Source organism: Burkholderia pyrrocinia (assembly GCF_001028665.1).
Classification (GTDB): Bacteria; Pseudomonadota; Gammaproteobacteria; order Burkholderiales; family Burkholderiaceae; genus Burkholderia; species Burkholderia pyrrocinia.
The window spans coordinates 2,042,942-2,065,905 of sequence record NZ_CP011504.1; the positions used below are offsets into that span (position 1 = coordinate 2,042,942).

The 22,964-nt window shown below is 67.9% G+C and carries 18 protein-coding genes and 1 pseudogene; 14 read left to right on the plus strand and 5 right to left on the minus strand.

The window, feature by feature from the left end; genetic code table 11:
• The first annotated feature begins 129 nt into the window (after window positions 1–129).
• From ABD05_RS25360 to fabI, 4 genes are read left to right on the plus strand one after another with little or no spacing between them, the layout of a single operon-like run.
• Window positions 130–1,101 carry a bifunctional enoyl-CoA hydratase/phosphate acetyltransferase gene (locus ABD05_RS25360; protein WP_047903791.1) on the plus strand — a complete coding sequence of 324 codons (972 nt, stop codon included), beginning with the start codon at window positions 130–132 and terminating at the stop codon, window positions 1,099–1,101.
• 10 nt (window positions 1,102–1,111) lie between these two features.
• On the plus strand, window positions 1,112–2,320 hold the full coding sequence (locus tag ABD05_RS25365) for an acetate/propionate family kinase (RefSeq protein ID WP_047903792.1): 1,209 nt from the start codon (window positions 1,112–1,114) through the stop codon (window positions 2,318–2,320).
• Window positions 2,321–2,328: 8 nt separating this feature from the next.
• On the plus strand, window positions 2,329–3,450 hold the full coding sequence (locus tag ABD05_RS25370; protein ID WP_047902765.1) for an alpha/beta fold hydrolase: 1,122 nt from the start codon (window positions 2,329–2,331) through the stop codon (window positions 3,448–3,450).
• Window positions 3,451–3,469: 19 nt separating this feature from the next.
• A complete protein-coding gene (fabI, locus tag ABD05_RS25375; protein WP_047902766.1) occupies window positions 3,470–4,231 on the plus strand; it encodes an enoyl-ACP reductase FabI in 762 nt (253 codons plus the stop codon).
• 30 nt (window positions 4,232–4,261) lie between these two features.
• Here fabI and ABD05_RS25380 read toward each other — a convergent pair whose 3' ends face one another.
• A complete protein-coding gene (locus ABD05_RS25380) occupies window positions 4,262–5,473 on the minus strand; it encodes a winged helix-turn-helix domain-containing protein (RefSeq protein WP_047902767.1) in 1,212 nt (403 codons plus the stop codon).
• Window positions 5,474–5,915: 442 nt separating this feature from the next.
• Entirely contained in the window at window positions 5,916–7,304 is a 1,389-nt protein-coding gene (locus ABD05_RS25385; protein ID WP_047902768.1) for an MFS transporter, read from the minus strand.
• Between ABD05_RS25385 and ABD05_RS38525 the strand changes: the two genes are divergently transcribed.
• Both ABD05_RS38525 and treA read left to right on the plus strand, forming a co-directional pair.
• Window positions 7,255–7,536: a hypothetical protein gene (locus ABD05_RS38525; protein ID WP_162489612.1), complete on the plus strand. Its 282-nt coding sequence runs from the start codon at window positions 7,255–7,257 to the stop codon at window positions 7,534–7,536. The genes ABD05_RS25385 and ABD05_RS38525 overlap by 50 nt on opposite strands.
• An 89-nt stretch (window positions 7,537–7,625) precedes the next feature.
• Window positions 7,626–9,353: an alpha,alpha-trehalase TreA gene (treA, locus tag ABD05_RS25390; protein WP_047902769.1), complete on the plus strand. Its 1,728-nt coding sequence runs from the start codon at window positions 7,626–7,628 to the stop codon at window positions 9,351–9,353.
• 99 nt (window positions 9,354–9,452) lie between these two features.
• Here treA and ABD05_RS25395 read toward each other — a convergent pair whose 3' ends face one another.
• On the minus strand, window positions 9,453–10,940 hold the full coding sequence (locus ABD05_RS25395; RefSeq protein ID WP_047902770.1) for a carbohydrate porin: 1,488 nt from the start codon (window positions 10,938–10,940) through the stop codon (window positions 9,453–9,455).
• Window positions 10,941–11,061: 121 nt separating this feature from the next.
• Window positions 11,062–11,328: pseudogene (locus ABD05_RS25400) on the minus strand (hypothetical protein); the annotation flags it as partial.
• Between the two features lie 1,071 nt (window positions 11,329–12,399).
• Here ABD05_RS25400 and ABD05_RS38660 point away from each other — a divergent pair.
• Both ABD05_RS38660 and ABD05_RS25410 read left to right on the plus strand, forming a co-directional pair.
• Window positions 12,400–12,537 (plus strand): hypothetical protein, encoded by a 138-nt coding sequence (locus tag ABD05_RS38660; protein WP_167347857.1) that lies wholly within the window; start codon window positions 12,400–12,402, stop codon window positions 12,535–12,537.
• Between the two features lie 115 nt (window positions 12,538–12,652).
• The gene (locus tag ABD05_RS25410) at window positions 12,653–14,299 is read left to right on the plus strand and encodes an Nramp family divalent metal transporter (protein WP_047902772.1); all 1,647 of its coding nucleotides are present in this window, start codon (window positions 12,653–12,655) and stop codon (window positions 14,297–14,299) included.
• A 120-nt stretch (window positions 14,300–14,419) separates the two neighbouring features.
• Here the strand turns inward: ABD05_RS25410 and ABD05_RS25415 are convergent, their stop codons facing one another.
• Window positions 14,420–15,325 (minus strand): helix-turn-helix transcriptional regulator, encoded by a 906-nt coding sequence (locus tag ABD05_RS25415; protein WP_047903794.1) that lies wholly within the window; start codon window positions 15,323–15,325, stop codon window positions 14,420–14,422.
• 282 nt (window positions 15,326–15,607) lie between these two features.
• Here ABD05_RS25415 and ABD05_RS25420 point away from each other — a divergent pair, with 282 nt between their 5' ends.
• From ABD05_RS25420 to ABD05_RS25445, 6 genes are all read left to right on the plus strand, one after another.
• On the plus strand, window positions 15,608–16,441 hold the full coding sequence (locus tag ABD05_RS25420; protein ID WP_047902773.1) for a helix-turn-helix transcriptional regulator: 834 nt from the start codon (window positions 15,608–15,610) through the stop codon (window positions 16,439–16,441).
• A 242-nt stretch (window positions 16,442–16,683) separates the two neighbouring features.
• The gene (gene sctV, locus ABD05_RS25425) at window positions 16,684–18,891 is read left to right on the plus strand and encodes a type III secretion system export apparatus subunit SctV (protein WP_047902774.1); all 2,208 of its coding nucleotides are present in this window, start codon (window positions 16,684–16,686) and stop codon (window positions 18,889–18,891) included.
• The gene (gene sctS, locus ABD05_RS25430; RefSeq protein WP_006480854.1) at window positions 18,888–19,166 is read left to right on the plus strand and encodes a type III secretion system export apparatus subunit SctS; all 279 of its coding nucleotides are present in this window, start codon (window positions 18,888–18,890) and stop codon (window positions 19,164–19,166) included. The genes sctV and sctS overlap by 4 nt, the downstream gene beginning before the upstream one ends.
• Window positions 19,166–21,205: a type III secretion system outer membrane ring subunit SctC gene (sctC, locus tag ABD05_RS25435; RefSeq protein ID WP_047902775.1), complete on the plus strand. Its 2,040-nt coding sequence runs from the start codon at window positions 19,166–19,168 to the stop codon at window positions 21,203–21,205. Before sctS ends, sctC begins: the two co-directional genes overlap by 1 nt.
• On the plus strand, window positions 21,186–22,541 hold the full coding sequence (gene sctD, locus ABD05_RS25440; RefSeq protein WP_047902776.1) for a type III secretion system inner membrane ring subunit SctD: 1,356 nt from the start codon (window positions 21,186–21,188) through the stop codon (window positions 22,539–22,541). Before sctC ends, sctD begins: the two co-directional genes overlap by 20 nt.
• 144 nt (window positions 22,542–22,685) lie before the next feature.
• Window positions 22,686–22,898: a hypothetical protein gene (locus ABD05_RS25445; RefSeq protein ID WP_034180511.1), complete on the plus strand. Its 213-nt coding sequence runs from the start codon at window positions 22,686–22,688 to the stop codon at window positions 22,896–22,898.
• Window positions 22,899–22,964: the final 66 nt, after the last annotated feature.

Consider the following 22,964-nt stretch of genomic DNA (forward strand, 5'->3'; position numbering starts at 1 on the left):
GGCCATCCGGATGTCATCGTGTGGCTTCATGCTATCGGGACTTCACCTGAAACGATTGACGAGAGTCAAACGATTTCGCCCGGTCTCGCACCAGAATCCGTTCACGTGATTCTCGCGAAGGGGTATTCGATGACCGATTTCCGCCCGCACCAGAAGTACGACGCGCTGATTGCGCGTTGCCGCTCGCTACACCCGGTGACGGTCGCGGTCGCGCATCCTTGCGACGAGGTATCGTTGCGCGCCGCCGTCGACGCCGCGCGGGCCGGTCTCGTCGTGCCGGTGCTGGTCGGCCCGGAGGCGCGCATCACCGCGCTTGCCGCGACGCTCGGCATCGACCTGTCCGGCTACCGGCTCGTCGATGCGCCGCACAGCCACGCGTCGGCCGCGCGCGCCGTCGAGTTGGTGCGCGCGGGCGACGCGCAGGTGCTGATGAAGGGCAGCCTGCATACCGACGAGTTGCTGGAGGAAGTGGTGCGCGCCGATACGGGGCTGCGCACCGGGCGGCGCCTGAGCCACGTGTTCATCATGGACGTGCCGACTTACCACAAGCCGCTTTTTATCACTGACGCGGCCGTCAATATCCGTCCGACGCTCGAGCAGAAGGCCGACATCGTGCAGAACGCGATCGACCTCGCGCACGCGCTCGGCATCCGCCAGCCGAAGGTCGCGATCCTGTCGGCGGTCGAGACGGTCAGCTCGAAGCTGCCGTCGACGCTCGACGCGGCCGCGCTGTGCAAGATGGCCGAGCGCGGCCAGATCACCGGCGCGCTGCTTGACGGGCCGCTCGCGCTCGACAACGCGATCAGCCCCGAAGCCGCGCGGCTCAAGCATCTCGGTTCCGCGGTCGCGGGCGATGCGGACATCCTTCTCGCACCCGATCTCGAGGCGGGCAACATGCTCGCGAAGGAACTGACGTTCCTCGCGAACGCCGATGCGGCCGGCATCGTGCTCGGCGCGCGCGTGCCGGTGATCCTGACGAGTCGCGCCGACAGCGAACGCACGCGCCTCGCGAGCTGTGCGGTCGCAGCGCTCGTCGCGGAGGCGGCGCGCGCCACGGCGGCATCCGTGGTCGCGCCGGCCGTTGCGGCCGACGCACGCTGACGGGGCCGCGATGCGACATCCAGTACTCGTACTCAATGCCGGCTCGTCGAGCCTCAAGTTCTCGGTCTACGACACGCGCGAGGATCGCTCGCTCGATGCGGGCCTGCACGGGCAGGTCGAGAACCTGCATGGCACCCCGCATCTGTTCGTGGCCGACGCGCACGGCGCAACGCTCGCCAACAGCCCCGTCGCGCGACCCGGACATCGAGGCGCGATCGAAGCGCTGCACGCGTGGTTCGCGGCTCACGTCGGGCGGGAGGCCGCGTTCGACGGCGTCGGGCACCGGGTCGTGCACGGCGGCCCGTATTTCACCGCGCCGGTGCGGATCGACGCGCGCGTGCTCGATGCGATAGCGTCGCTTTCGCCGCTCGCGCCGTTGCACCAGCCGCATCACGTCGATGCGATTCGCGCGGTCGCCGCGGTTGCGCCGAACCTGCCGCAGGTCGCGTGTTTCGACACCGCGTTCCATTCGACGGTGCCGGCGCTCGAACGGGAGTTCGCGCTGCCGCGTGCGCTGACCGGGCAGGGGATCGTGCGCTACGGTTTCCACGGGCTGTCGTACGAGTACATCGCGACGGCGCTCGCGGGGCTCGATCCGTCGTGGGCGCAGCGCCGGACCGTCGTTGCGCACCTCGGCAACGGCGCGAGCCTGTGCGCGCTCGCGAACGGCCGCAGCGTGGCGACGACGATGGGGTTCACGGCCGTGGACGGGCTGCCGATGGGCACGCGCACCGGCGCGCTGGACCCGGGCGTGATTCTTTACCTGCAGCGTCACGAGGGCCGGTCGCTCGACGAGGTCGAGCAACTGATCTACGAGGAATCGGGCTTGCTCGGCGTGTCCGGCGTGTCGAGCGACATGCGCACGCTGCTCGCGAGCGATGCACCGTCGGCCGCGCATGCGATCGAGCTGTTCGCCTATCGCGCGGCCCGCGAACTCGCCGCGCTGGCCGGCGTGCTCGGCGGTCTCGACACGCTCGTGTTCACGGCGGGCATCGGCGAGCACGCGCCGCGCGTGCGCGAACGGATCTGCAGCCGTGCGGCGTGGCTCGGCATCGTGCTCGACGACGCGGCGAACGCCGCCGGCCTGCCGGTGATTTCGCGCGACGCGTCGCGCGTGACGGTGCGCGTGATCCCGACCGACGAGAACCTGATGATCGCGCGGCACACGCGCCGCGTGCTGGACGACGCGATCCCTTCCACGCCGTATCCGACCCGGTGAGACCTTCGATGACCGCAAGCGACACGTCTTCCCCTGCCGTCAGCGCCCCCGCGCTGCCGATTTTCTGGCCGATGGCCGCCGCCACGGCGTGGTTCGCGGCCGGTTCCGAGATCGCCGCGCGCAATCTCCGCTTCCTCGCGGAAGAGGAGAAGCTGCATTTCGAAGCGCATCCGTCGCTGGCCTCGACGAACCGGCCGTTGCTGGAACTGCGGACGATGACGTTTCGTGATTATTCGACCGCGCCCGCGCACGGGCTGCCGACGATCGTCGATGCGCCGTATGCGGGGCACAGTGCGATGATCGCCGACTACCAGCCGGGGCAAAGCCTGATGCAGACGCTGCGCGAGCACGGCGTGACGCGTCTGTACCTGACCGACTGGCGTTCGGCCACCGAGGACATGAAGGACCTCGAGATCGACCAGTATCTGGCCGAGCTGAACGTGTGCGTCGACGAACTCGGCGGCCGCGTGAATCTCGTCGGGCTGTGCCAGGGCGGCTGGATGTCCGCGATGTATGCGGCGCGTTTCCCGCACAAGGTCGCGAGCCTCGTACTGGCGGGCTCGCCGATCGACACCGACGCGGGCGACGGCCCGATCAGGCGGATGGTGCACACGTATCCGACGTCGTTCTACGAGGAACTCGTTGCGATGGGCGGCGGGCTGATGCGCGGGCGCTTCATGCTGCGCGGCTGGAAGAACATGCATCCCGACCAGCACTATCTCGCCGAGCACGTCGACCTGTACGAGCATCTCGACGATCCCGAATACCTGCGCAAGCGCGAGGTGTTCGCGAACTGGTACGAAAGCCCGATCGACCTGCCGGGACGCTGGTACCTGCAGGCGATCGTGCAGATCTTCAAGGAGAACCGGCTCGCGAAGGGCACGTTCGTCGCGCTCGGGCGCACGCTCGACCTGAAGGACGTCGCGTGCCCGGTCTATCTGCTCGCCGGCGAGGCCGACGACATCACGACGCCGGAGCAGGTGTTCGGGGCGCGCGACCGTCTCGGGACGCCCGCGTCGCGGATCGAGAGCCGGCTCGTGCCGGGCGGCCATATCGGCCTGTTCATGGGGTCGCGCACGCTGAAGACGGTGTGGCCGGACATCGCGCGCTGGATCGCGGCGCAGCGCTAGGGATCGACACGGGGGCGGCATGACGTTGCGACACAAGCGGGGGCTCGTCGTCGGCATCGCGAACGAGCAGAGCATCGCGTGGGGATGCGCGCGTGCGTTTTGCCGGGCGGGCGCCACGCTCGCGGTGACCTGGCAGTCGGAGAAGACCTTGCCGCACGTCGAGCCGCTGTTCGCGCAACTCGATGCGCCGATCCGGATGCCGCTCGACGTCGGGCGGCCCGACCAGATGGCGGCGGTGTTCGACGCGATCGCGGTGCAATGGGGCGCGATCGACTTCGTGCTGCATTCGGTTGCGTATGCACCGAAGGCCGATCTGCACGGCCGCGTGGTCGACAGTTCGCCGGAAGGCTTCTCGTTGGCGATGGATACCTCGTGCCATTCGTTCATCCGGATGGCGAGGCTCGCCGAGCCGCTGATGACGCGAGGCGGGAGCCTGATGGCGATGAGCTATCTCGGCGCGGAGCAGGTCGTCGCGAACTACGGGGTGATGGGGCCGGTCAAGGCCGCGCTCGAAGCGAGCGTGCGGTACCTGGCGGCCGAACTCGGCGGCGCGGGCATTCGCGTCAACGCGATTTCGCCGGGCGTGCTGCCGACGCGCGCGGCGTCGGGCCTGCCGGACTTCGACCGGCTGCTCGACGACACCGCGCGCCGGGCGCCGCTGCATCACACGCTGGACATCGACGACGTCGGCGCGTTCTGCGCGTTCCTGGCGAGCGACGGCGCACGGGCGATCACGGGTGGCACGCACTATATCGACGCCGGCATGCACATGCTCGGCTAGCGTGCCGGCGGCACGCGGCGGTTCGCGGTGTCAGGTGCGCGCGAATGCCTGCACGAGAGCCGGCGGCGCGTGTGCGACCGCGACGTCCGGCGTGCCGTGCCACGCCGCGAGCTTCTTCACGGCCTTCGCGACGTCGGCCGCGAGCCCCGTGCCGAACCGCACGCCCGGCTCGACATGCACGGCCTTCAGTTCGAACGTGCCGAGCGTGCGGTGCGCTTTCGCGTCGACACGGCCGACCAGCCGGCCGCGATGCAGCACGGGCAGGCAGAAATAGCCGTAGCGCCGCTTGTGCCCGGGCGTATAGCACTCGATCGTGTAGTCGAAACCGAACAGCGTCGATGCGCGCCGCCGGTCCCATACGACGGGGTCGAACGGCGACAGCAGCGTCGTGACCGTCGAGCGCAGCGTGTCGGCCTCGGCGGCCGGCAGCAATGCGTCGAGCGAGCGGTGCACATAGGCCGGTTCCTTCCAGTCGTCGACCTGCACCGGAATCAGGTCGCCCGCATCCGCGAGCCGTTCCAGCTCCTCGCGATACGAACGGCGCGGCAGCCGGTAGTAGTCGGCGACCCAGTCCGCGCGGACGACCCCGAGCGCGCGACACGTATAGTCGAGCAGCGCGGGCAACACGGCTTCGCGCGGCGGCAGGTCGCGCGTGTCGTCCCAGCCGGGCAGCACGCGCTCGCGCACGTCGTACACGCGCTGGAAATTGCGGCGTTCCGACACCATCAGGTCGCCCGTCGTGAACAGCACTTCCAGGTGACGCTTCTCCGGCTTGCGATCCCACCAGCCGTTGCCCTTCACGCCATCTTCCCGGACGAAATCGGCCGATCGCACCGGGCCTTCGTCGCGAATCCGCGCGAGCAGCCGCTCGATCTCGTCGCGATTCTGCGCGTGCCACTCGGCCGCGTATTTCCAGCCCATCCCCGACGGATCGAGCATCTTGTAGCGCATCAGGCCGAACTGCTCGACCGGCAGGAAACACGCTTCGTGCGACCAGTATTCGAACAGGCGCGCCTCGGCGAGATGTTCGTCGAGCCACTGCGGCGAGAAATCGCCGAGACGGCTGAACAGCACGAGATACGGGCTGCGCGCGACGACGTGGATGGTGTCGATCTGCAACTGCGCCATCCGGCGGATCGTGTCGAGCACGTCGGCCTTGGTTGCCTTGCGGCGGGGCGGCGTAAGCAGGCCCTGGGCGGCGAGATGCAGCGCGCGGGCGGCGGCGGGCGAGAGCGTAAGCATCGGAATGGCGGCTGAGGGTGGCGATCGGCGATCACTTTAGCGCGAAAGCGGCGCGCGCGTGCGACGCGCTCATGCAACGCGTCTGACAATGCTTGACAGATGCCTTTCGCAAGTTTCCCTATAGTGCAGAGCATGGCGCGACGATAAGTGCGCGCAACGATTCCGCTTCCGACGCACATACGTCAATGGCACGCAGGAAGCGAAGCCGGGATTCTCAACCCCCATCGGGAGACCCGGAGCCCTGAGCGGACATCCATGCGGCTGTGCACCGGCCCCGTGTGGATGTCCGCTGATTTTTTTTGTATTTCCGTTTTTTCGCCTGCTGCCGCGCGACGCGTCATGGTGCGGCACGCGTTTCCCCGGGCCGCAGCTCGCGGGACAGATCGTCGTGTTTTGCAGCGCCGCAACGCGGCGAACCGAAGTGCTTGCCGCGTGTTGCCGTCTATTGCCGCTTGCCGCGCGCGACTTCGTCGCCGGCGCCGGGCGGCAGCCGCCGCGTGATCGGAATCGACGCGAACGAGCACAGCCCGACCACGACGAACGCGGGCCAGAAATCCGACCACACCATCGTCTGGTGGCCCTGCAGCCAGTGCGACACGTGCAGCACGATGCCGGCCACCGTCACGCCAAGCCCGAGCGACATCTGCTGCACGACGCTGCCGAGGCTCGTCGCACGCCCCGCGTCGCGCGGCGAGATGTCCGCATAGATCATCGAGTTCAGGCTCGTGAACTGCAGCGCGGGGAAGAGGCCGCCGACGAGCACGATCAGCCAGATCGCCCAGGTCGCCATGCCGGGATGGAATACGCCATAGGCGGCGATCGCAAGCCCCGCGAATGCCGCGTTGTAGATCAGCACCGTGCGAAAGCCGAAGCGGCGCAGCGTATGCGTGGCCGTCGAGCGGCTCACCGCGCCGCCGAACGCGGACGCGCACGTGATCAGCCCCGAATGGAACGCGCTCATGCCGAGCCCTTCCTGCAGCGCGAGCGGCAGCAGGAACGGCACCGCGCCGAGGCCGATGCGGAACAGCGACCCGCCGACGACGCTCGCGTGGTAGGTCGGGATCTTCAGGAAGCTGAGGTCGAGCACCGGGCGCTCCTTGCGGCGCGCGTACGGCACGTAGAGCGCGAGCAGCGCGGTGCCGGCCACGCACATCACGATCGCGTTCGAGCGCGACGTGAGCGAGCCGTCGAGCAGCGTGAGGCCCATCAGCAGCGACGCGGCGCCGCTTGCCGACAGCAGGAAGCCGAACCAGTCGAGCGGGCCCGGATCGGGCTCGTGCGTATTCGCGATGTGCTTGCTCGCGAGATAGATCCCGTAGATGCCGATCGGCACGTTGATGAAGAAGATCATCCGCCAGTGCAGGTAGGTCGTGATGAAGCCGCCGACGAGCGGCCCGACCGTGGGCCCGAACAGCGCGGGAATCGCGAGGTAGTTCATCGCGCGCACGAGATCCGAGCGCGGCACCGCGCGGAAGATGATGATGCGGCCGACGGGCACCATCATCGCGCCGCCGACGCCTTGTATGAAGCGCGCGAACGTGAGCACGCCGAGGGAATTGGAGGCCGCGCACATCAGCGAGCCGACGACGAAGATGCCGATCGCGGTGCGGAAGACGGAGCGTGCGCCGAAACGGTCGGCGAGCCAGCCGCAGATCGGGATGAACACGCCGAGCCCGACCACGTAGGCCGTGATCGCAATGTTCAGCGTGACGGGGTTGTGCCCGAAGTCCCTTGCCATCGCGGGCAGCGCGGTGACGATGATGTTCGCGTCGACGCTTTCCATGAACAACGCACAGGCAACGATGAGCGGTGCTAGAAAGACGGGCGACATGGGCTGGGCGCGCGGTAAAGGCGCCATTATGCCCACATTGTTGCCGATGCGTCACGCACGACAACACTTGTTCTGCATGTTGCAACAGTCGTGCCTGTTTCCGCGCGCGAAAGAAGAGACGACTGCGGCGCGTGACATGACACATGACATCGACCCGTCGCAGCGACAGCGAAACTTGCGTGCGGTGCGCGTTTCGTGCGACAGTCGGACCCACTCGCAACACAACACATGACGCGCATCGATCGAGGGCCATCGAGACGAGCGCGCGCGCGAACGAGACCTCGTGCCGGGCCACTCACCATCGAAAGGAGGGGACACGTCATGACGTCACGTCGTGCCGCATCGATTGCATCTCGCTTCCCGCGTCATCATGCACCGCGCCGCGCACCACCTGCGCCGCGTCTTCGCTGGGCCGCCGCACTGGCCGTCGCGTATCTCGCCGTCGCCGGCTGCGCCGCGCAGGCCGACAATGCGAACCAGGCCGCCGCGCAAGCGGCCGCCCAGTCAGCCGCGCCGGCCGCGACCGCGATTGCCGGCCCTTCGTCGGCCACGCTGCTGCCGCCGCCGAGCCAGCTCTACGGCGACCTGTTCGTCGCGGTGCAGACCGCACAGATCTATCCCGACCAGAAGACCTTCGTCGACGCGACGCCCGATACCGATCCCGCGACGATCGTGCAGTTGTATCAGCAACAGAAATCGCAGCCGGGCTTCTCGCTGAAGGCGTTCGTCGGCCAGCATTTCACGCCGCCCCCGGAAGGCGGCGTGACGCCGCCGCCGAACCAGACGCTGCGCCAGCACATCGACTGGCTGTGGCCGCAGCTCACGCGCACGAGCGTGACGGTACCGCAGTACGGTTCGCTGATTCCGATGCCGAAGCCGTACGTCGTGCCGGGCGGCCGCTTCCGCGAAGGCTACTACTGGGATACCTATTTCACGATGCTCGGGCTGCAGGTGTCGGGGCGCGAGGATCTCGTCGACGACATGCTCGACAACTTCGCGCATCTGATCGACACGATCGGGCACGTCCCGAACGGCAACCGCACGTACTACGTGAGCCGCTCGCAGCCGCCGTTCTTCGCGTACATGGTCACGCTTGCCGCGCAGGCCGAAGGCGACAGGGTCTACCAGAAATACCTGCCGCAACTGCGCAAGGAACATGCGTACTGGATGCAGGGCGAAACCACGACGCCGCGCGGGCAGGCCGCACGCAACGTGGTCGCGATGCCCGACGGCGCGGTGCTGAACCGCTACTGGGATGCGCGCGACACGCCGCGCGACGAGTCGTATCTCGAGGACGTGACGACCGCGAAGTCGGCGCCCGGCCGTCCGGCGAACGACGTGTACCGCGACCTGCGCGCGGGCGCCGAAAGCGGCTGGGACTACAGCTCGCGCTGGTTCGGCGACGGCAAGACGCTCGCGACGATCCGCACGACGTCGATCGTGCCGGTCGACCTGAACAGTTTGATGTTCCATCTCGAGACGACGATCGTGAAGGGCTGCACGGTCACGCGTGACGTTGCATGCGTGACCGACTTCTCGGGCCGTGCGGCGCGTCGTGCGGCCGCGATCAACCACTATTTGTGGAACCGCCGCGGCTATTACGGCGACTATGACTGGCAGTTGCGCAAGCCGCGCGACGCCGTAACGGCGGCCGCGCTGTATCCGCTGTTCGCGGGCGTCGCGTGGCCCGAGCGCGCGAAGGCGACCGCGCGCGAGGTGCGCAAGACGCTGCTGCAGCCGGGCGGCCTCGCGACGACGACCGAGAACACGGGCCAGCAGTGGGACGCGCCGAACGGCTGGGCGCCGCTGCAGTGGATCGCGATCGACGGGTTGCGTCGTTATGGCGAACCGGCGCTCGCGAAGGACATCGGCACGCGTTTCCTGTCCGACGTGAAGCATGTGTACGCAACCGAAGGCAAGCTCGTCGAGAAATACGTGGTCGAAGGCGCGGGTACGGGCGGCGGCGGTGGCGGCGAATATCCGCTGCAGGACGGCTTCGGCTGGACCAACGGCGTGACGCTGAAACTGCTCGGGCTGTACGGCGAGTGACGCGCGGCGCCTGCGGCGGGTTCAGCGCGCTGCAGGCGAACGCACGGGCCGGACTGTCGCGCCAACTGCCGTCCGGCCCGTTTTCGTATGTGGCTTGCGTCAGAACGTGATCGTCGTGCGCACGCCGACCACCGTTTCGTCGCCGATGCGTGCACCCGCCGCGTTCGGGTTCGGGATGCCGCCGCCCGGACGGAAGAAGTGCTGCAGGTCGGCCTGCAGTTGCCACCACGGCGTGACCTGGTACTGGTAGGTCGCCTCGACGACCGTCTCCGCGCGGCGCACCGGATAACCGGGCGTCGTATAGGTGCCGGTGTCGCCATCGAGGCCGCGCGCATGCGAGCCGATCTTCGCGTAGCCGACCGCGATGCCCGCGACGTCGTTGTCGCGTCCGTTGAACGGCGCCTTCAGCGTCACGCCTGCATTGGCGGCGAAATCGACGATATTGCGATCGCCCGGCGCGCCCATTACGCGCGCGAACACGCCGACCGAGCGCGGGCTGTCGGCTGACGGCCGCCAGACCATCTGGTCCGCGACTGCATAGAAGCCGTAGTTGCCGCGATGCGTAGCCGGAATGCCGTTGCTCGCCGGATTCGCGAGCGACAGGCCGTCGGTGCCGTAGCGCGGGTCGTTCGTGTGCTGCGACTGATACCAGAAGCCGAGCTTGTAGGTGCCCGGCAGGCCGGCCGGTTGCGGCGCCTTCGGGTCGGCCGGCGGCGCGTTCAGCGCGTACTGGACTTCGCCGATCACGAACGCGCCGCTGCGCAGGTTGAAGTTGGTGCCGTGCGCGTTCAGCACCTGCGCGTCGCCGTCGGTGCGGCCGGCCGGGTTGCCGTCGAATACGCCGACCATCGCGGTCCATGCGTCGGCCGGCTTCACGCGCAGCCGCACGCCGAGCGACGACAGCGGATACGCGGGGCCGCCGGCGGGCAGGTCGGTGGACGGCAGCACCGGCCAGCCGAACGTGGCGTTCATGAACGTCGCCGCGTTCTGGCTCACCATGAACTCCTGGTCGACGCTCTGCTGGCCGACTTTCACGTCGACCTTGCCGTCGAGCAACGACTGCTGATACCAGAGCTCCCACAGGCGCGTGGTCGAATTCGCCTCGATGCCGGTCGCGGTCTGCAGCGTCTGCAGGTAGCGCTGCGTGAGGTTGGTGCCGTGGATCTGCAGCGCCGACACGTTGAACGTGCCGCCCGGCACGCCGATCGCCTTGCCCGTGTCGACGTTGAAGCCGAATTGCGTGAGCCCCTGGTAGGCGCCGCCGCGATTCGTGCCGCCGGACGTGTTGTACAGGTATTCGCTGGTTTCCTGCAGGCTCAGCGTGACGCCGTGATCGCCGAGCAGGTCGCGCAGGCCGCCCATGTTGCCGAACAGGTTCGAGCGCTCCCAGAGGCCGGTGGGAGCGGGCGCGGCAGCATCGGCGGCCTGTTGTGCGGGCGCGGCGGCGTCGCTCGCGCCGGCCGCCGGTTCGGCCGCGGCCGGGGGCGCCGATTGCGCGAACGCGGGTGTGGCAGCGAGCGACAGCAGCAGCACGGCGAGCGCATTGGCGCGCGGCTTGCGCGGAACGGGTTCGAGGTAGTTCTTCATGTGGGTTCCGTTGGCGATTTGATTAGTTAGACTGAGGAAACGAAAACGTGATACGGGAAACGTGGCGAGACCATCTCGCGTCGGCGCATGGCGTAGGCACTGCCGCGCGACGAGGGGCTTGCGGCAACCAGCCGCCGACGCGCCACACCTGCGCGAAGCCGAGGCGTGGCGCGGCCGAGCACAGCAGCCCGACGAGCGCGACCGCGGCCGCCATCGCGGCGACCAGCACGCAGTCGAGCGGGCGGGGCGTCGCCGGCACGTGGGCGAGCGCCGTGCCGCGCCAGTTGCTGAATGCGTGGGCGAGCGGCGAGAGACCGGAAACGAACGAGCGGTCGCATGCGACGTGCACGACGCGCTTGAGTCTGACCGCGAACGATTGAAAGAACATGACGCTGCCTCCGTCCGGTCCGGCGGATGCCGGACGACGCGATCGAGCGCGGGCGCATGACGCGGCCTGCGATCGGAGGGTGGAACGTAACGGAGCGTGCGACTGACGAACCGGCGATGGCCGGCCCGGAAGGAAGCGCGCTAACCCGACGAATGCGAGCTAGCGGCGAAAGACATGCGTCTGGCTGCTATCTCGCGATGGCTTGGCCGGCCTGGACCGGCATCGAACTGCAACTAGAGCATGTGTCCACGGAGGGACTCCCTTGATGAATTGGGGCGGATTGTAGTCGCGACTTTTGCTGCGGTGCAAGTAAAAAACGCACAAAAAGCGCTGCATGTGGTGTGCGAGTTGCAGCGGCACGCTGTGATGCAACGGCAGCACGCGGTCGGCACGAGGAGGGTGCTGCGGCAGCGCTCATCGTTGTTCGCATACGACCGCATCGCGACGTGCTGAAAGGTTTCGGTACGTCATTTCAAGGGCAAATCTTTCAGCGTCGCAACGCGGGAAATTTATTTCGGGAAATGGGGTTGGGAGGGGTTGACTTCACTTTCGGGCGATCCATAAAATCCGGCATCTTCACTCTTGGGGCCGCCGCCTTGGACGCCTGCAGTAGTCGATCTTCGAACGAAATTCCCGCCTGAGCGACCGACGTCCGCGCCTCATCGAAGCCGCCGTTTGTCCCCCAGGCAAACGGTGCGCGCAGCAGTATTCCGCAGCAACTTCCTACGTGCACCCTGATTCGCGCCGGTTAGCGTGATGCGTTTTCGCATGCGCCGTCCGGATATGCCGCCGCCTGGTGTGCGGCCGCGTTCGCGCATGCGTTTTTCATGCGAACGAACGGCGGCCCGCAAGCCGGACGGCGGTCAACCGTGTTCCCCGGAACACCGCACAGGAGCCGCCATGAACGACAGTGACAGTTGTCCCTTATGCCCGTTGCACGCACCGACCCTTTTGAACCCGGGTCGCGGGGACACTCCGGCCGACTAGCCTGACACATCGTTCAGGCCCCCGGACTGGCCCCGCACCCACCACGCGGCCGGCACGCCTGCCGTCGCCGCACGGAGCCAGACCATGAACTTCGGCCTTCTGCTGTCGAACTTTCCGCACGTCACGGAATCGCGCAATCAGTACGACGCGATGCTGACGCTCGACGCCCGTCCGCGGGTGTTCTCCCGCCTGCTGAACCGGTTGAGATCGTTGATTCACTGACAAAGCGCCGAGCGCGCCTCGGCATGCGCACGCGCGGCTGCCTGCGGGCAGGCCCCACGTGCGCATCCCAAGGGCACACGCTCATCGGATAACCATTAGCCGTACGGAACGAATCATGTCCACGCCATCCAACGTCTCTCCACCGATCGCCGCAGAACGCAGCGCCGTGCTCGACGAAGCCCACGTCGGCGACATCCGCGGCGCGCTCGGCACGATCGCGCATCACGACACCGCCGCGCGCGGCACATGGTGGGCGCGACTGCGCACGCTGCTCGCGATCATCGGCCCGGGCCTCATCGTGATGGTCGGCGACAACGACGCCGGCGCGTTCGGCACCTACACGCAGGCCGGCCAGAACTACGGCACGACGCTGCTGTGGACGCTGCTGCTGCTCGTGCCCGTGCTGTACGTGAACCAGGAAATGGTGCTGCGCCTCGGCGCGGTCACGGGCGTCGGCCATGCACGCCTGATCTTCGAGCGCTTCGGCAAGTTCTGGGGCGCGTTCAGCGTGATCGACCTGTTCCTGCTCAACGCGCTGACGATCGTCACCGAGTTCATCGGCATCACGTTCGTGCTGGAATTCTTCGGGCTGCCGAAGGTGGCCGGCGTGTGCGTGGCCGCCGCGCTGACGATGGCCGCGGTGAGTACCGGCGATTTCAGGCGCTTCGAGCGGTTCGCGATCGGGCTGTGCGTGCTGAGCCTGCTGCTGGTGCCGGTGCTCGTGTCGATCCATCCGCCCGTCTCGCAGATGACGCGCGATTTCTTCGTGCCGAACTGGCCCGCACACGCGAAGCTGTCGGACGTGATGCTGCTCGTGATCGGCATCGTCGGCACGACGGTTGCGCCGTGGCAGTTGTTCTTCCAGCAGAGCTACGTGATCGACAAACGCATCACGCCGCGCTTCATGAAATACGAAAAGGTCGACCTGTGGATCGGCATCGCGTTCGTGCTGGTTGGCGCGGTTGCGATGATCAGCTTCAGCGCCGCGCTGTTCGGCGGGCATCCGGAAGCCGGCAACTTCACCGACGCGGGCGGCATCATCGCGGGCCTCGAGAAATATGCGGGCCGTACCGGCGCGACGCTGTTCGCGGTGGCGCTGCTCGACGCGTGCATCATCGGCGCGGCGGCCGTGTCGCTGTCGACCGCGTATGCGATCGGCGACGTGTTCAAGATCCGCCATTCGCTGCATCGCGGCGTGTCCGATGCGAAGGGCTTCTATCTGGTGTACTTCGGCATCGTCGCGGCCGCGGCCACGCTCGTGCTGATCCCGGGCAGCCCGCTCGGCCTGCTGACCGAAGCCGTGCAGACGCTCGCGGGCGTGCTGCTGCCGAGCGCGACGGTGTTCCTGCTCGTGCTGTGCAACGACCGCCAGGTGCTTGGGCCCTGGGTCAACTCGACGAAGCTCAACGTGTTTACGGGCGCGGTGATCTGGGTGCTCGTGCTGCTGTCGATCATCCTGACCGCATCGGTGATGTATCCGGACATCAGCGGCGAAGCGATCGTCGACGTGCTGGTGGGCGGCACCGTGCTCGCGATTACCGGCTATCTCGCGACGGTGCTGATTCGCCGCAACAAGCGTGTCGTCGAACCGGGCGTCGATCGCTCGCTGCGCGACACGTGGCGCATGCCGCCGCTCGATACGCTCGCGCCGCAGAACATGACGCTCGCGACGCGAATCTGGATGGCCGTGCTGCGCGGCTATCTGGTGATTGCGGTCGGTCTCGTGATCGTGAAGGTCGTGCAGATGACGCTGCTGACGTAACGCGGATCGTCTGCCAGGATGCGGCGCCGGACCCGGCACCGCGCCGCAACCCGTACATGCCGTCCCGCGAGGCCGGCATGTGCGTTTACACATTCGCTTTCCGCAAGCGCCGCGCCACCGTCAGATCAGCTCGAGCTTCGATGTCAGGTACGTGAGCTGGATCCGGTTCGCAACGCCGAAGCGCTTGCGCAGTTTGCGCAGGTGATAGTCGACGTTGTGCGCGCTGGTGTCGAGGCGCCGGCCGATCTCCTTGTCGGATGCGCCTTCGGCGATGCCGATCAGCAGTTCCTGCTCGAACGGCGTGAGCCCGTTGACCGTCCGCTCGCGCGACGTCGCGATCAGTTGCGGCGATGCGAACTTGTGTACCGACAGCCCGATCGACAGCGCCTGCTCGATCGTCGCCGGCGTGATCCATTCGCGCGTACGGCGCGGCGCGGTGAAGCTCATGAACGCATGCAGCCGCGTGCCGGGCACGGCCATCGAATACATGATGCCGCTGCACATCCCGTCGTCCTGCATCGTCTGCAGGAAACCGTCGAGCGCGGCCGGCGTCACGCACGGGCCGTCGTCGCGCTTGCGGTGTTCGCGGCGCAACTGCTGCAGGTCCCACACGATCGGCATGTTGCATACGCGCGCGCCGAGCGTGCGCGGATCGATGTCGTGATGGTTGTGCCGCACGTAGTCGCCGCGATAGGTGGCCGGCGTGAACGCTTCATGAAGGTAGAGACTTTCGACACGCTCGCGTTTGAATTCGAGCGCGAAGTACGCGAACGTCGAGAAGCCTGTCAGGTGCAGCAGGCTCGTGACGATCCGGTTGCGCTCGGCCGTGCTTTGCGCGAGCGCGAGCGTATCGGCGACGCCGAGCTTCGGCGCGTGCGGTTGCGAAACGTCGCCGCGCTTCACGTCGTCGCACCAGACGACCTTCACGGCACGCTCCCGCAGTGCGTCCGCGCATGTGTTCAACCCGCGCGACGGGCGGGAAATGGTTGGGGCGACCGCTTCTTCTTGCAATGCAATATCGGACATGAGCCATCCCTCGGAATCGACGCGCATCGCCTGGCGGCGGCCGTATCGTGTACGGCATTCCCGGCGGTGCGATCGAGCATCGTTTTGATATGCGCCGATCGTCATCCCTGACGAAACGCGGGGGCATTGTACAAAAATGCCCGTGTATGCGTAATATGCCGTAATACGAATGGCGGCGAAAGGTTCATATTCGCACGCATATAACGACGACCAGAAAATCATAAAGAAAAGACCAGATCGTGACGGGGCGCAGTTTCACATATTGGGAAAGGCGGGCTCCTCATGACATATGCTGACGGCGCACCACGCGTCGAGTGGTTTTCACAAGCCGATATAGCGGCCGCTGCTGCTTATTCGAACGAATATCAGGCAATCGAGCGTGACGTTTTTACCGGCATTCAAATTGCACCCGGTAAAACCGACCTTGCCCCGGTCGATTTCGCGCAATGCCATGCGCGATTGCGGCAAATCGGATTCAGTACGCTCGGTTACGGCGCCTACGAAATGATCGGGCGGCGCGTCCTGTGTGCGCATCTGCTGCGCGACCTCGCGCCGGCGACGTTCATGCAGCCGTTTATCGAAGGGATGCTGTACGAGAGCGACCCGCGGTTCGCGCAGGTGCGGCAGAGCGGCTTTCCGGTCGCGTGGCAACTCGACGAGATCGAGTCGGCCGCGCAGGGCAGCGGCGACCGCAAGGTGCTGGCGCTCGCCGGCCATCTGCGCGCGCACGCGATGAACAGCGGCGTGATCTTCAGCCTGTCGGCGCCGCGCCTCGACCTGCGCGTCGCGGTAACCGTGACGTCGGAGACGCACGGCACCGAATGGATCGACGATCGCGTGATCGGCGGGGCGCTGTCGGTCAGCCTTGCCGTGCATCGCGTCGCGCTGCCGTTCCTCGAGGCGCGCATCGCGCGCATGCGCGGCTTCGCGCTCGGCGACGAACAGCAGCAGGTGCTCGACCGTCTCGTGCATGGGCTGTCCGACCAGGAAATCGCGAGCGCGCTGCGCACGTCGCTGCACAAGGTCGGCCACCACATCCGCTCGCTCGAAAAACTCTTCAACGTGCAGAACCGCGCGCAGCTCGCATACCTCGCCGCGCGGCGCCTGCAGCCCTGACCTGACGCACGCGCCGGCGGCCCGGCGCGCGATGGAAGCGGTTCCGGCGGGGCGTGCCCGAGTGCGCCGCCGGGTTTCGTAGTCCGATCCGACCGCCGCCGGGAAACGCGCTTTCACGCTACGAGGCGCATCCCATTTTCCATCGTTTCGCGTCGCTACACTCGTCCCATTCAACGGTCCGCGCAGCGTGGGGCAGGATTGCCCGTGCCAGCCGGCGATAACGACGACAGGACAACGGCACGATGGCAGAACCGAAGGCGCTCCCCCGCGACTGGCAGCGGTTGTTTTCCGCTGGTCGCGGCGTGTCCGGAAGACGTCTCGGCGGCGCATCGCCGCGCGCGGACCTGTTCATGGCCGCGTTCATCGTCGCGGTCGTCGCGCTGTTCATCCTGCCGCTGCCGCAGGCCGCGCTCGACGGGATGATCTCGCTGAATCTCGCCGTGAGCGTGGTGCTGCTGACGGTGTCGACCTATGTGCCGTCGGCGGTCAGCTTCTCGTCGTTTCCCGCGCTGCTGCTGTTTACGACGCTGTTCCGGCTCGCGCTGAACATCGCGTCGTGCAAGCTGATCCTGCTGCACGCGAACGCCGGCCACGTGATCGACGCGTTCGGGCGGCTCGTCGTCGGCAACAACGTCGTGGTGGGCGGCGTGGTGTTCCTCGTGATCGCCGTCGTGCAGTTCATCGTGATTGCGAAAGGGTCGGAGCGGGTGGCCGAAGTCGGGGCACGTTTTTCGCTGGATGCGATGCCGGGCAAGCAGATGAGCATCGACGCGGACCTGCGCGCGGGCATCATCAGCGCGGACGAAGCGCGCGAGCGCCGCGAGAAGCTCGAGCAGGAATCGCAGATGCATGGCGCGATGGACGGCGCGATGAAGTTCGTGAAGGGCGACGCGATCGCCGGCCTCGTGATCGCGTTCATCAACATCGTCGCGGGGATCGCGGTCGGCACGCTGATGCACGGGATGGATATCGGCGCGGCGCTGCAACGCTACGCGATCCTGACCGTCGGCGACGGGATGGCGTCGCAGATTCCGTCGCTGCTCGTGTCGATCGCGGCGGGCATCGTGACGACGCGCGTGGCGACGCGCGATGCGCGGCAGCGCCAGCTCGGCGAACAGCTCGGCGAGCAACTGGGCGCGCATCCGCGCGCGCTGCTGATCGCGGCGCTGGTGCTGGCCGGTTTTCTCGTCGTGCCCGGTTTTCCGAAGTGGTCGTTCGCGTTGATCGCGCTCGGCCTCGGCGCGTTCGCGTTCTCGCAGTTCAAGCACAAGACGACTGCGCCGAGCTTCAACCTGATTCAGATCGCGGGGCGCGTCGGCACGGCCGACGACGGCCAGCCCGCGAAGGTGTCGCACGCGGCGGGCGTCACGTCGCTGATCGCGGTATCGCTGTCCGACGACCTGCGCACGAGCCTGAACCTCGCGCAACTGCAGGCCGCGCTGTCGAGCGCGAAGGCGCGCGTCGACGCGGACATCGGCACGGTGTTCCCGCGCATCACGCTGAACGACGACGAAGGTGCGGCGGCCGGCACGTACCGGATCTACCTGCAGGACGTGCTCGCCGCGCACGGCGCGCTGAAGCCGGGCTGGCTGCTGTGGGACGGCGTCGCGCCGCTGCCCGAGCGCGCGGAGCGCCAGCCGGCCGAGGCGTTCGGCCCGTTCGCGACCGCGCTGTGGATCAAGCACGACGGCGCCGCGCCGGACGGCAAGTGGCTGTCGAGCGAAAGCGCGCTCGCCGCGCACGTCGAGCAGATCGTGCGCCAGCATGCGGACGAATTGCTGGGTATCCAGGAGACGCAGGCGCTCGTGCATCTCGTGCGCCGCGAGCACCCCGAACTCGTGGGCGAGCTGACGCGGCTCGTGCCGCTGCAGCGCGTGACCGAAGTGCTGCGCCGGCTGCTCGCCGAACAGGTGCCGATCCGCAACCTGCGCGTGATTTTCGAGAGCCTGATCACGTGGGCGCCGAACGAGCCCGACGACGTGATCGCGCTGGTCGAACTCGTGCGCGTCGACCTGCGCCGGATGATCACCGATCGCCATGCGGGCACGACGCGCCAGCTGCGCGTCGTGCTGTTCGAGCAGAACCTGCAGGAGCGGATCGAGAGCGCGGTGATGCGCACCAAGCAGGGCAATTTCCTCGCGCTGTCGAGCGCGATCAAGCAGGACATCGGCGAGCAGGTGCGCGCGATCGTGCAGGCCGCGCAGGCGGCCGGCCCCGGCGGTCACAGCAACGCACAGGGCGCGGCGCGGCTCGCGGTGATGGTCGCGCTCGGCGCGCGCCGCTACGTGAAGACGATCCTGCAGCCGGTGCTGCCCGAGCTGGCGGTGCTGTCGTACCAGGAAGTCGAGGAGGACGTGCAGCTGCACACGGTCGGCTGGGTGAAGAACCCGCCGGACGACGGCACGGTCGGTGCGGGCGCCGACGTGCGCCTGCCGGGAGCCGTGCAATGACGAGCTCGACGATCCTCGACCTGACGCGCCAGGCGCTGATGCTCGTGCTGCTGCTGTCGCTGCCGATCGTGCTGATCGCCACCGTCACGGGCCTCGTCGTCGCGATCCTGCAGGCCGTCACGCAGGTGCAGGACGCCAACATCGGCATCGCGGTGCGGCTGATCGCGGTGATGGTCGCACTCGTGCTGCTGTCGGGCTGGCTCGGCGGCGAAGTGCTGCGCTTCGCGCAGCAGGCGCTGGAACGCATGTTCGTTTCTTCCACTGGAGTTCTTTGATGCATCGACGCGTCGCCCCGATCCGGTTTCAACCGCGCAGCCTGCAACGGGCCGCGCTTGCCATGTGCGCGACCGCGCTGCTCACGGCGTCGCTGTGCATGGCGCCCGCGCAGCCGGCCCGCGCCGCGGACCTGCGCTGGCGCAACAAGCCGTTCACGATCGTCGCGAACGGCAAGAAGATCGGCGACTTCATTCGCGAACTCGCATCGTCGCAGGGCGTGACGGCGGTGGTCGACCCGAAGGTCGACGGCGTGATCAGCGGCCGCTTCTCGGGCACGCCGCAGCAGACGCTCGACACGATCTGCTCGACCTACGGGCTCACGTGGTACTACGACGGCTCGTTCCTGTACGTCGATCCGGCCGACCAGTCGCAGACGCAGATGATCCCGATCCCGCCGAATGCATCGGGCGAAATCGGCCGCGCGCTGCAGGCGATGCAGATTCCCGACAAGCGCTACACGCTCGTGATCAACGATCGCGCGAACAGCGTGTACGTGGCCGGCCCGCGCCGCTACGTCGAGCTCGTGCGGCAGGCGGTCGGCTCGGTCGGCGATCCGTCCGCGAACGGCGCGCATGCGGATATCCGTGCGTTCCGGCTGAAGTACGGCTGGGCGTCGGACTTCACGATCAACCGCTCGGGCAAGGAAGTGACGGTGCCGGGCGTCGCGACGATCCTCGGCCGACTGTTCGGCAAGGGCGGCGGCACGAGTGCGCTGGCGTCGAGCACGCCGCTCGGGCAGGCTGCGCGCCAGGTGAAGCTCGGCTCGGGGCTGACGATCGCGGTGCCGCGCCTCGACTTCCCCGACATCTCCGGCGGCCCGCGTTCGGGCGGCTATTCCGGCGACGGCAGCGCGACCGGCGGGTTCTCGCCGTTCTCGAACGGCGGTGGTGGCGACACGCTGCCGCAGATCGTCGCCGATCCGGCGATCAACGCGGTGATCGTGCGCGACCTGCCGGAGAACATGTATCGCTACCAGTCGCTGATCAACCAGCTCGACGAGCGGCCGCGCATCGTCGAGATCAACGTGACGATCATCGACATCAACGAGGATTCGCTCGACAGCCTCGGGATCGACTGGCGCCTGCACACGACGCACGGCGACGTGCAGATCGGCAACGGCGCGAATCCGCTGACCGGCAACACGCAATACAACGGCTCGGGCAATCCGCCGCTGACGTTCGGCATCGGCACGTCGGAAACCGGGCAGACGGGCACTTTCCTGCCGACGGGCATCGCGCTGACCGCATCGATCGGCGGCTCGCTGCGCAACTACCTGCTCACGCGCGTGAATGCGCTCGCGCAGAAGGGGCAGGCGCAACTGCGCTCGAAGCCGAAGGTGCTCGCGCTCGACAACACCGAGGCGATCCTCGAGAACCTCACGCAGTTCTACGTGCAGGTGCCGGGCTACCAGGATTCGTCGCTGTACAGCGTGACGACCGGCACGAGCATCAAGGTGACGCCGATGATCGTCAACGAGGCGATCCGCAACGCGGCCGCCGTATCCGGCAACCCGGAGAGCGTGATGATGTCGATCGACATCCAGGACGGCAACATCGTGCAGGGGCAGGCCGTGTCGAACATCCCGGTGATCCAGCAGCGCAACATCGTCACCAAGACGATGATCGACGAAGGCAAGAGCCTGCTGATCGCCGGCTTCAACGACGACGAGGTGAAGCTGAACAAGAGCGGCGTGCCCTGGCTGTCCGACATTCCGCTGATCGGCAACCTGTTCAAGTACACCGACAAGTCGGGCAACCACATGGAGCGGTTCTACCTGCTGACGCCGCGCGTGGTGACGAACGCGTCGATGTACGCACCGGACGGCTCGCCCGTGAACCCGGGCGCCGACGGGCCGGCGAATCAGGAAGGCATGTCGATGTATCGGCCGCCGGACAACGACGTCGCGGTGCCGCTGACGCCGAAGCCGCTGCCCGGCACGAAGTTCGGCCCGCCCGCGCTGCCGCCGCCGAAGGATGCGGCGTCGCAGCCGGCGGCGACGACCGCAGGAGCCACCACCCATGTCGACGACCATCATTGACCCGCACGGCGACGGCGCATTGCCCGGCGGCTCGGGAGCCGCGGGGGCCGGTGCGGCCGCGCTCGCGTCGCCGTGGAACCTGTGCTTCCTGAGCGGGCCGATGTACGGCCGCACGATGTCGCTCGCGCGCGGCGCGAACTGGGTCGGCACGGCGGCCGATTGCGAAGTGATCCTGCCCGATCGCGAGATCGGTGCGAAACAGGTGTGCCTGCAGGTCGGCGCGCTCGCGGTGACCGTGCAGAACCACGGCGGCGACGCCGGCGCGCCGGTGCTGTTCAACGACGAACCGCTCGGCGCGGGCCGCCGCTCGATGACGCCGCACGACGTCGTGACGGTCGGCTCGATCCGGCTCGGCATCGCGCGGCACGCGCAGGCGAGCGTCGCGGTGCCCGACGAAACCGACGCGCCGGATGCCGCGCGCGAGGCCGCGTGGCTCGGCTGGCTCACCGGCGGGCTGCGCCGCCTCGGCAGCCGGCGGCTCGTGATCGCGCTGGTCGCGCTGTGGATCGGCGTATTGCTCGGTGCGCTCGGCTACGGCTTCGTCGCGTGGTCGGGGCGGCTGCCGTGGCAGCACGAATCGGTGCTCGCGCGCACGCACCGGCTGCAGCAACTGCTGCACGCCTATCCGGAGCTGGCCGTCGCGCCGCGCGACGACGGCGTGATCGTGTCCGGCTACGTGAGCGACCCGGCCGCGCGTGAACGCGTCGCGCAGATCGTCGCGGGCGTCGACAACGCGGCGCTCGGCAACATCTACGTGGTCAGCGATCTGGTCGCGACCGCGCAGACCTATTTCAGCGATACGGCGCTGACGGTCGCGTATCTCGGCCGCGGCCGGATCGAGCTGACGGGGGCGGCCGCGCGCGCGCAGATCGAGCCGCGCATCCGCAACTACATGAAGGACGCGCGCCCGGCGCTCGAGGTGGTCGACCACGTGCGCGATGCCGATCCGGCCGCGCCGCGCACGACGACGACGCTCGGCGGGATGGCCGGCATTCCGGAGATCACGACCGTGTTCGCCGGCGACGGCGACCAGCGCTACATCGAGACGGCCGACGGCAGCCGCTATTTCGAGGGCGCGCGGCTGAAGGACGGGCCGACCGTTGTGTCGATCGGCCCGGACGAAGTCGTGTTCGAACGCAACGGCCAGCGCATCACGATGCCGCTCGGCGGCGCGTCGGCGAACGCGCCCGAACAGGCGCCGGCGCCGCCCGTGGCGCCGCTCGCGAGCGGTGCGGCGGCCGGGGTCGCGCAGCCGGTGCCGGGGCCGACGCTGTTGCCGGACGCGCCGCAAGCGGGTGCCGCGGTGCCCGGTGCAGCGAAGGAGGCGGCGCACTAGCGCCGCGAGACAGGTCATGCGCATCGCGCGACGCGCGGTGCGCGCATCAACGCGGGACGTCGCACATGTGCGGCGGCTCACGTCGCCGGCGGGGCATGGGGCTGCCGCCGGAAGGTGAATGAAGTTCACGTTAAGGAGCGAAACATGGGTACCCAGGCCGCAGGTGGTGCAACCAATACGAACCAGGTCCAGCAACAGGCCGACGACCTGACCAAGACGCAGCTCGAACTGACGAAGATCAACTTCCAGGTCCAGCAGTCGACCGCGACGTTCGAAACCAGCAACGCAGTGACCGCGCAGGAAGGGACGGCGAACGCCCAGGTTGCGCAACACCTGAGCTCGGCCGGCCGCGCATGAAGCCGGTCGCCGGCCGCGCCGCGCGACGGCGCGCGCCGGGCCTGCCCGCAAAGGGGGCCCGGCCGC

Excerpts from the sequence above, each read along its gene's own strand:
- ABD05_RS25360 (WP_047903791.1), top strand. The coding sequence starts at position 130 with ATGACCGATTTCCGCCCGCACCAGAAGTACGACGCGCTGATTGCGCGT.
- ABD05_RS25365 (WP_047903792.1), top strand. The coding sequence starts at position 1,112 with ATGCGACATCCAGTACTCGTACTCAATGCCGGCTCGTCGAGCCTCAAG.
- ABD05_RS25370 (WP_047902765.1), top strand. The coding sequence starts at position 2,329 with ATGACCGCAAGCGACACGTCTTCCCCTGCCGTCAGCGCCCCCGCGCTG.
- fabI (WP_047902766.1), top strand. The coding sequence starts at position 3,470 with ATGACGTTGCGACACAAGCGGGGGCTCGTCGTCGGCATCGCGAACGAG.
- ABD05_RS25380 (WP_047902767.1), bottom strand. The coding sequence starts at position 5,473 with ATGCTTACGCTCTCGCCCGCCGCCGCCCGCGCGCTGCATCTCGCCGCC.
- ABD05_RS38525 (WP_162489612.1), top strand. The coding sequence starts at position 7,255 with ATGAACAACGCACAGGCAACGATGAGCGGTGCTAGAAAGACGGGCGAC.
- ABD05_RS25385 (WP_047902768.1), bottom strand. The coding sequence starts at position 7,304 with ATGTCGCCCGTCTTTCTAGCACCGCTCATCGTTGCCTGTGCGTTGTTC.
- treA (WP_047902769.1), top strand. The coding sequence starts at position 7,626 with ATGACGTCACGTCGTGCCGCATCGATTGCATCTCGCTTCCCGCGTCAT.
- ABD05_RS25395 (WP_047902770.1), bottom strand. The coding sequence starts at position 10,940 with ATGAAGAACTACCTCGAACCCGTTCCGCGCAAGCCGCGCGCCAATGCG.
- ABD05_RS38660 (WP_167347857.1), top strand. The coding sequence starts at position 12,400 with ATGAACTTCGGCCTTCTGCTGTCGAACTTTCCGCACGTCACGGAATCG.
- ABD05_RS25410 (WP_047902772.1), top strand. The coding sequence starts at position 12,653 with ATGTCCACGCCATCCAACGTCTCTCCACCGATCGCCGCAGAACGCAGC.
- ABD05_RS25415 (WP_047903794.1), bottom strand. The coding sequence starts at position 15,325 with ATGTCCGATATTGCATTGCAAGAAGAAGCGGTCGCCCCAACCATTTCC.
- ABD05_RS25420 (WP_047902773.1), top strand. The coding sequence starts at position 15,608 with ATGACATATGCTGACGGCGCACCACGCGTCGAGTGGTTTTCACAAGCC.
- sctV (WP_047902774.1), top strand. The coding sequence starts at position 16,684 with ATGGCAGAACCGAAGGCGCTCCCCCGCGACTGGCAGCGGTTGTTTTCC.
- sctS (WP_006480854.1), top strand. The coding sequence starts at position 18,888 with ATGACGAGCTCGACGATCCTCGACCTGACGCGCCAGGCGCTGATGCTC.
- sctC (WP_047902775.1), top strand. The coding sequence starts at position 19,166 with ATGCATCGACGCGTCGCCCCGATCCGGTTTCAACCGCGCAGCCTGCAA.
- sctD (WP_047902776.1), top strand. The coding sequence starts at position 21,186 with ATGTCGACGACCATCATTGACCCGCACGGCGACGGCGCATTGCCCGGC.
- ABD05_RS25445 (WP_034180511.1), top strand. The coding sequence starts at position 22,686 with ATGGGTACCCAGGCCGCAGGTGGTGCAACCAATACGAACCAGGTCCAG.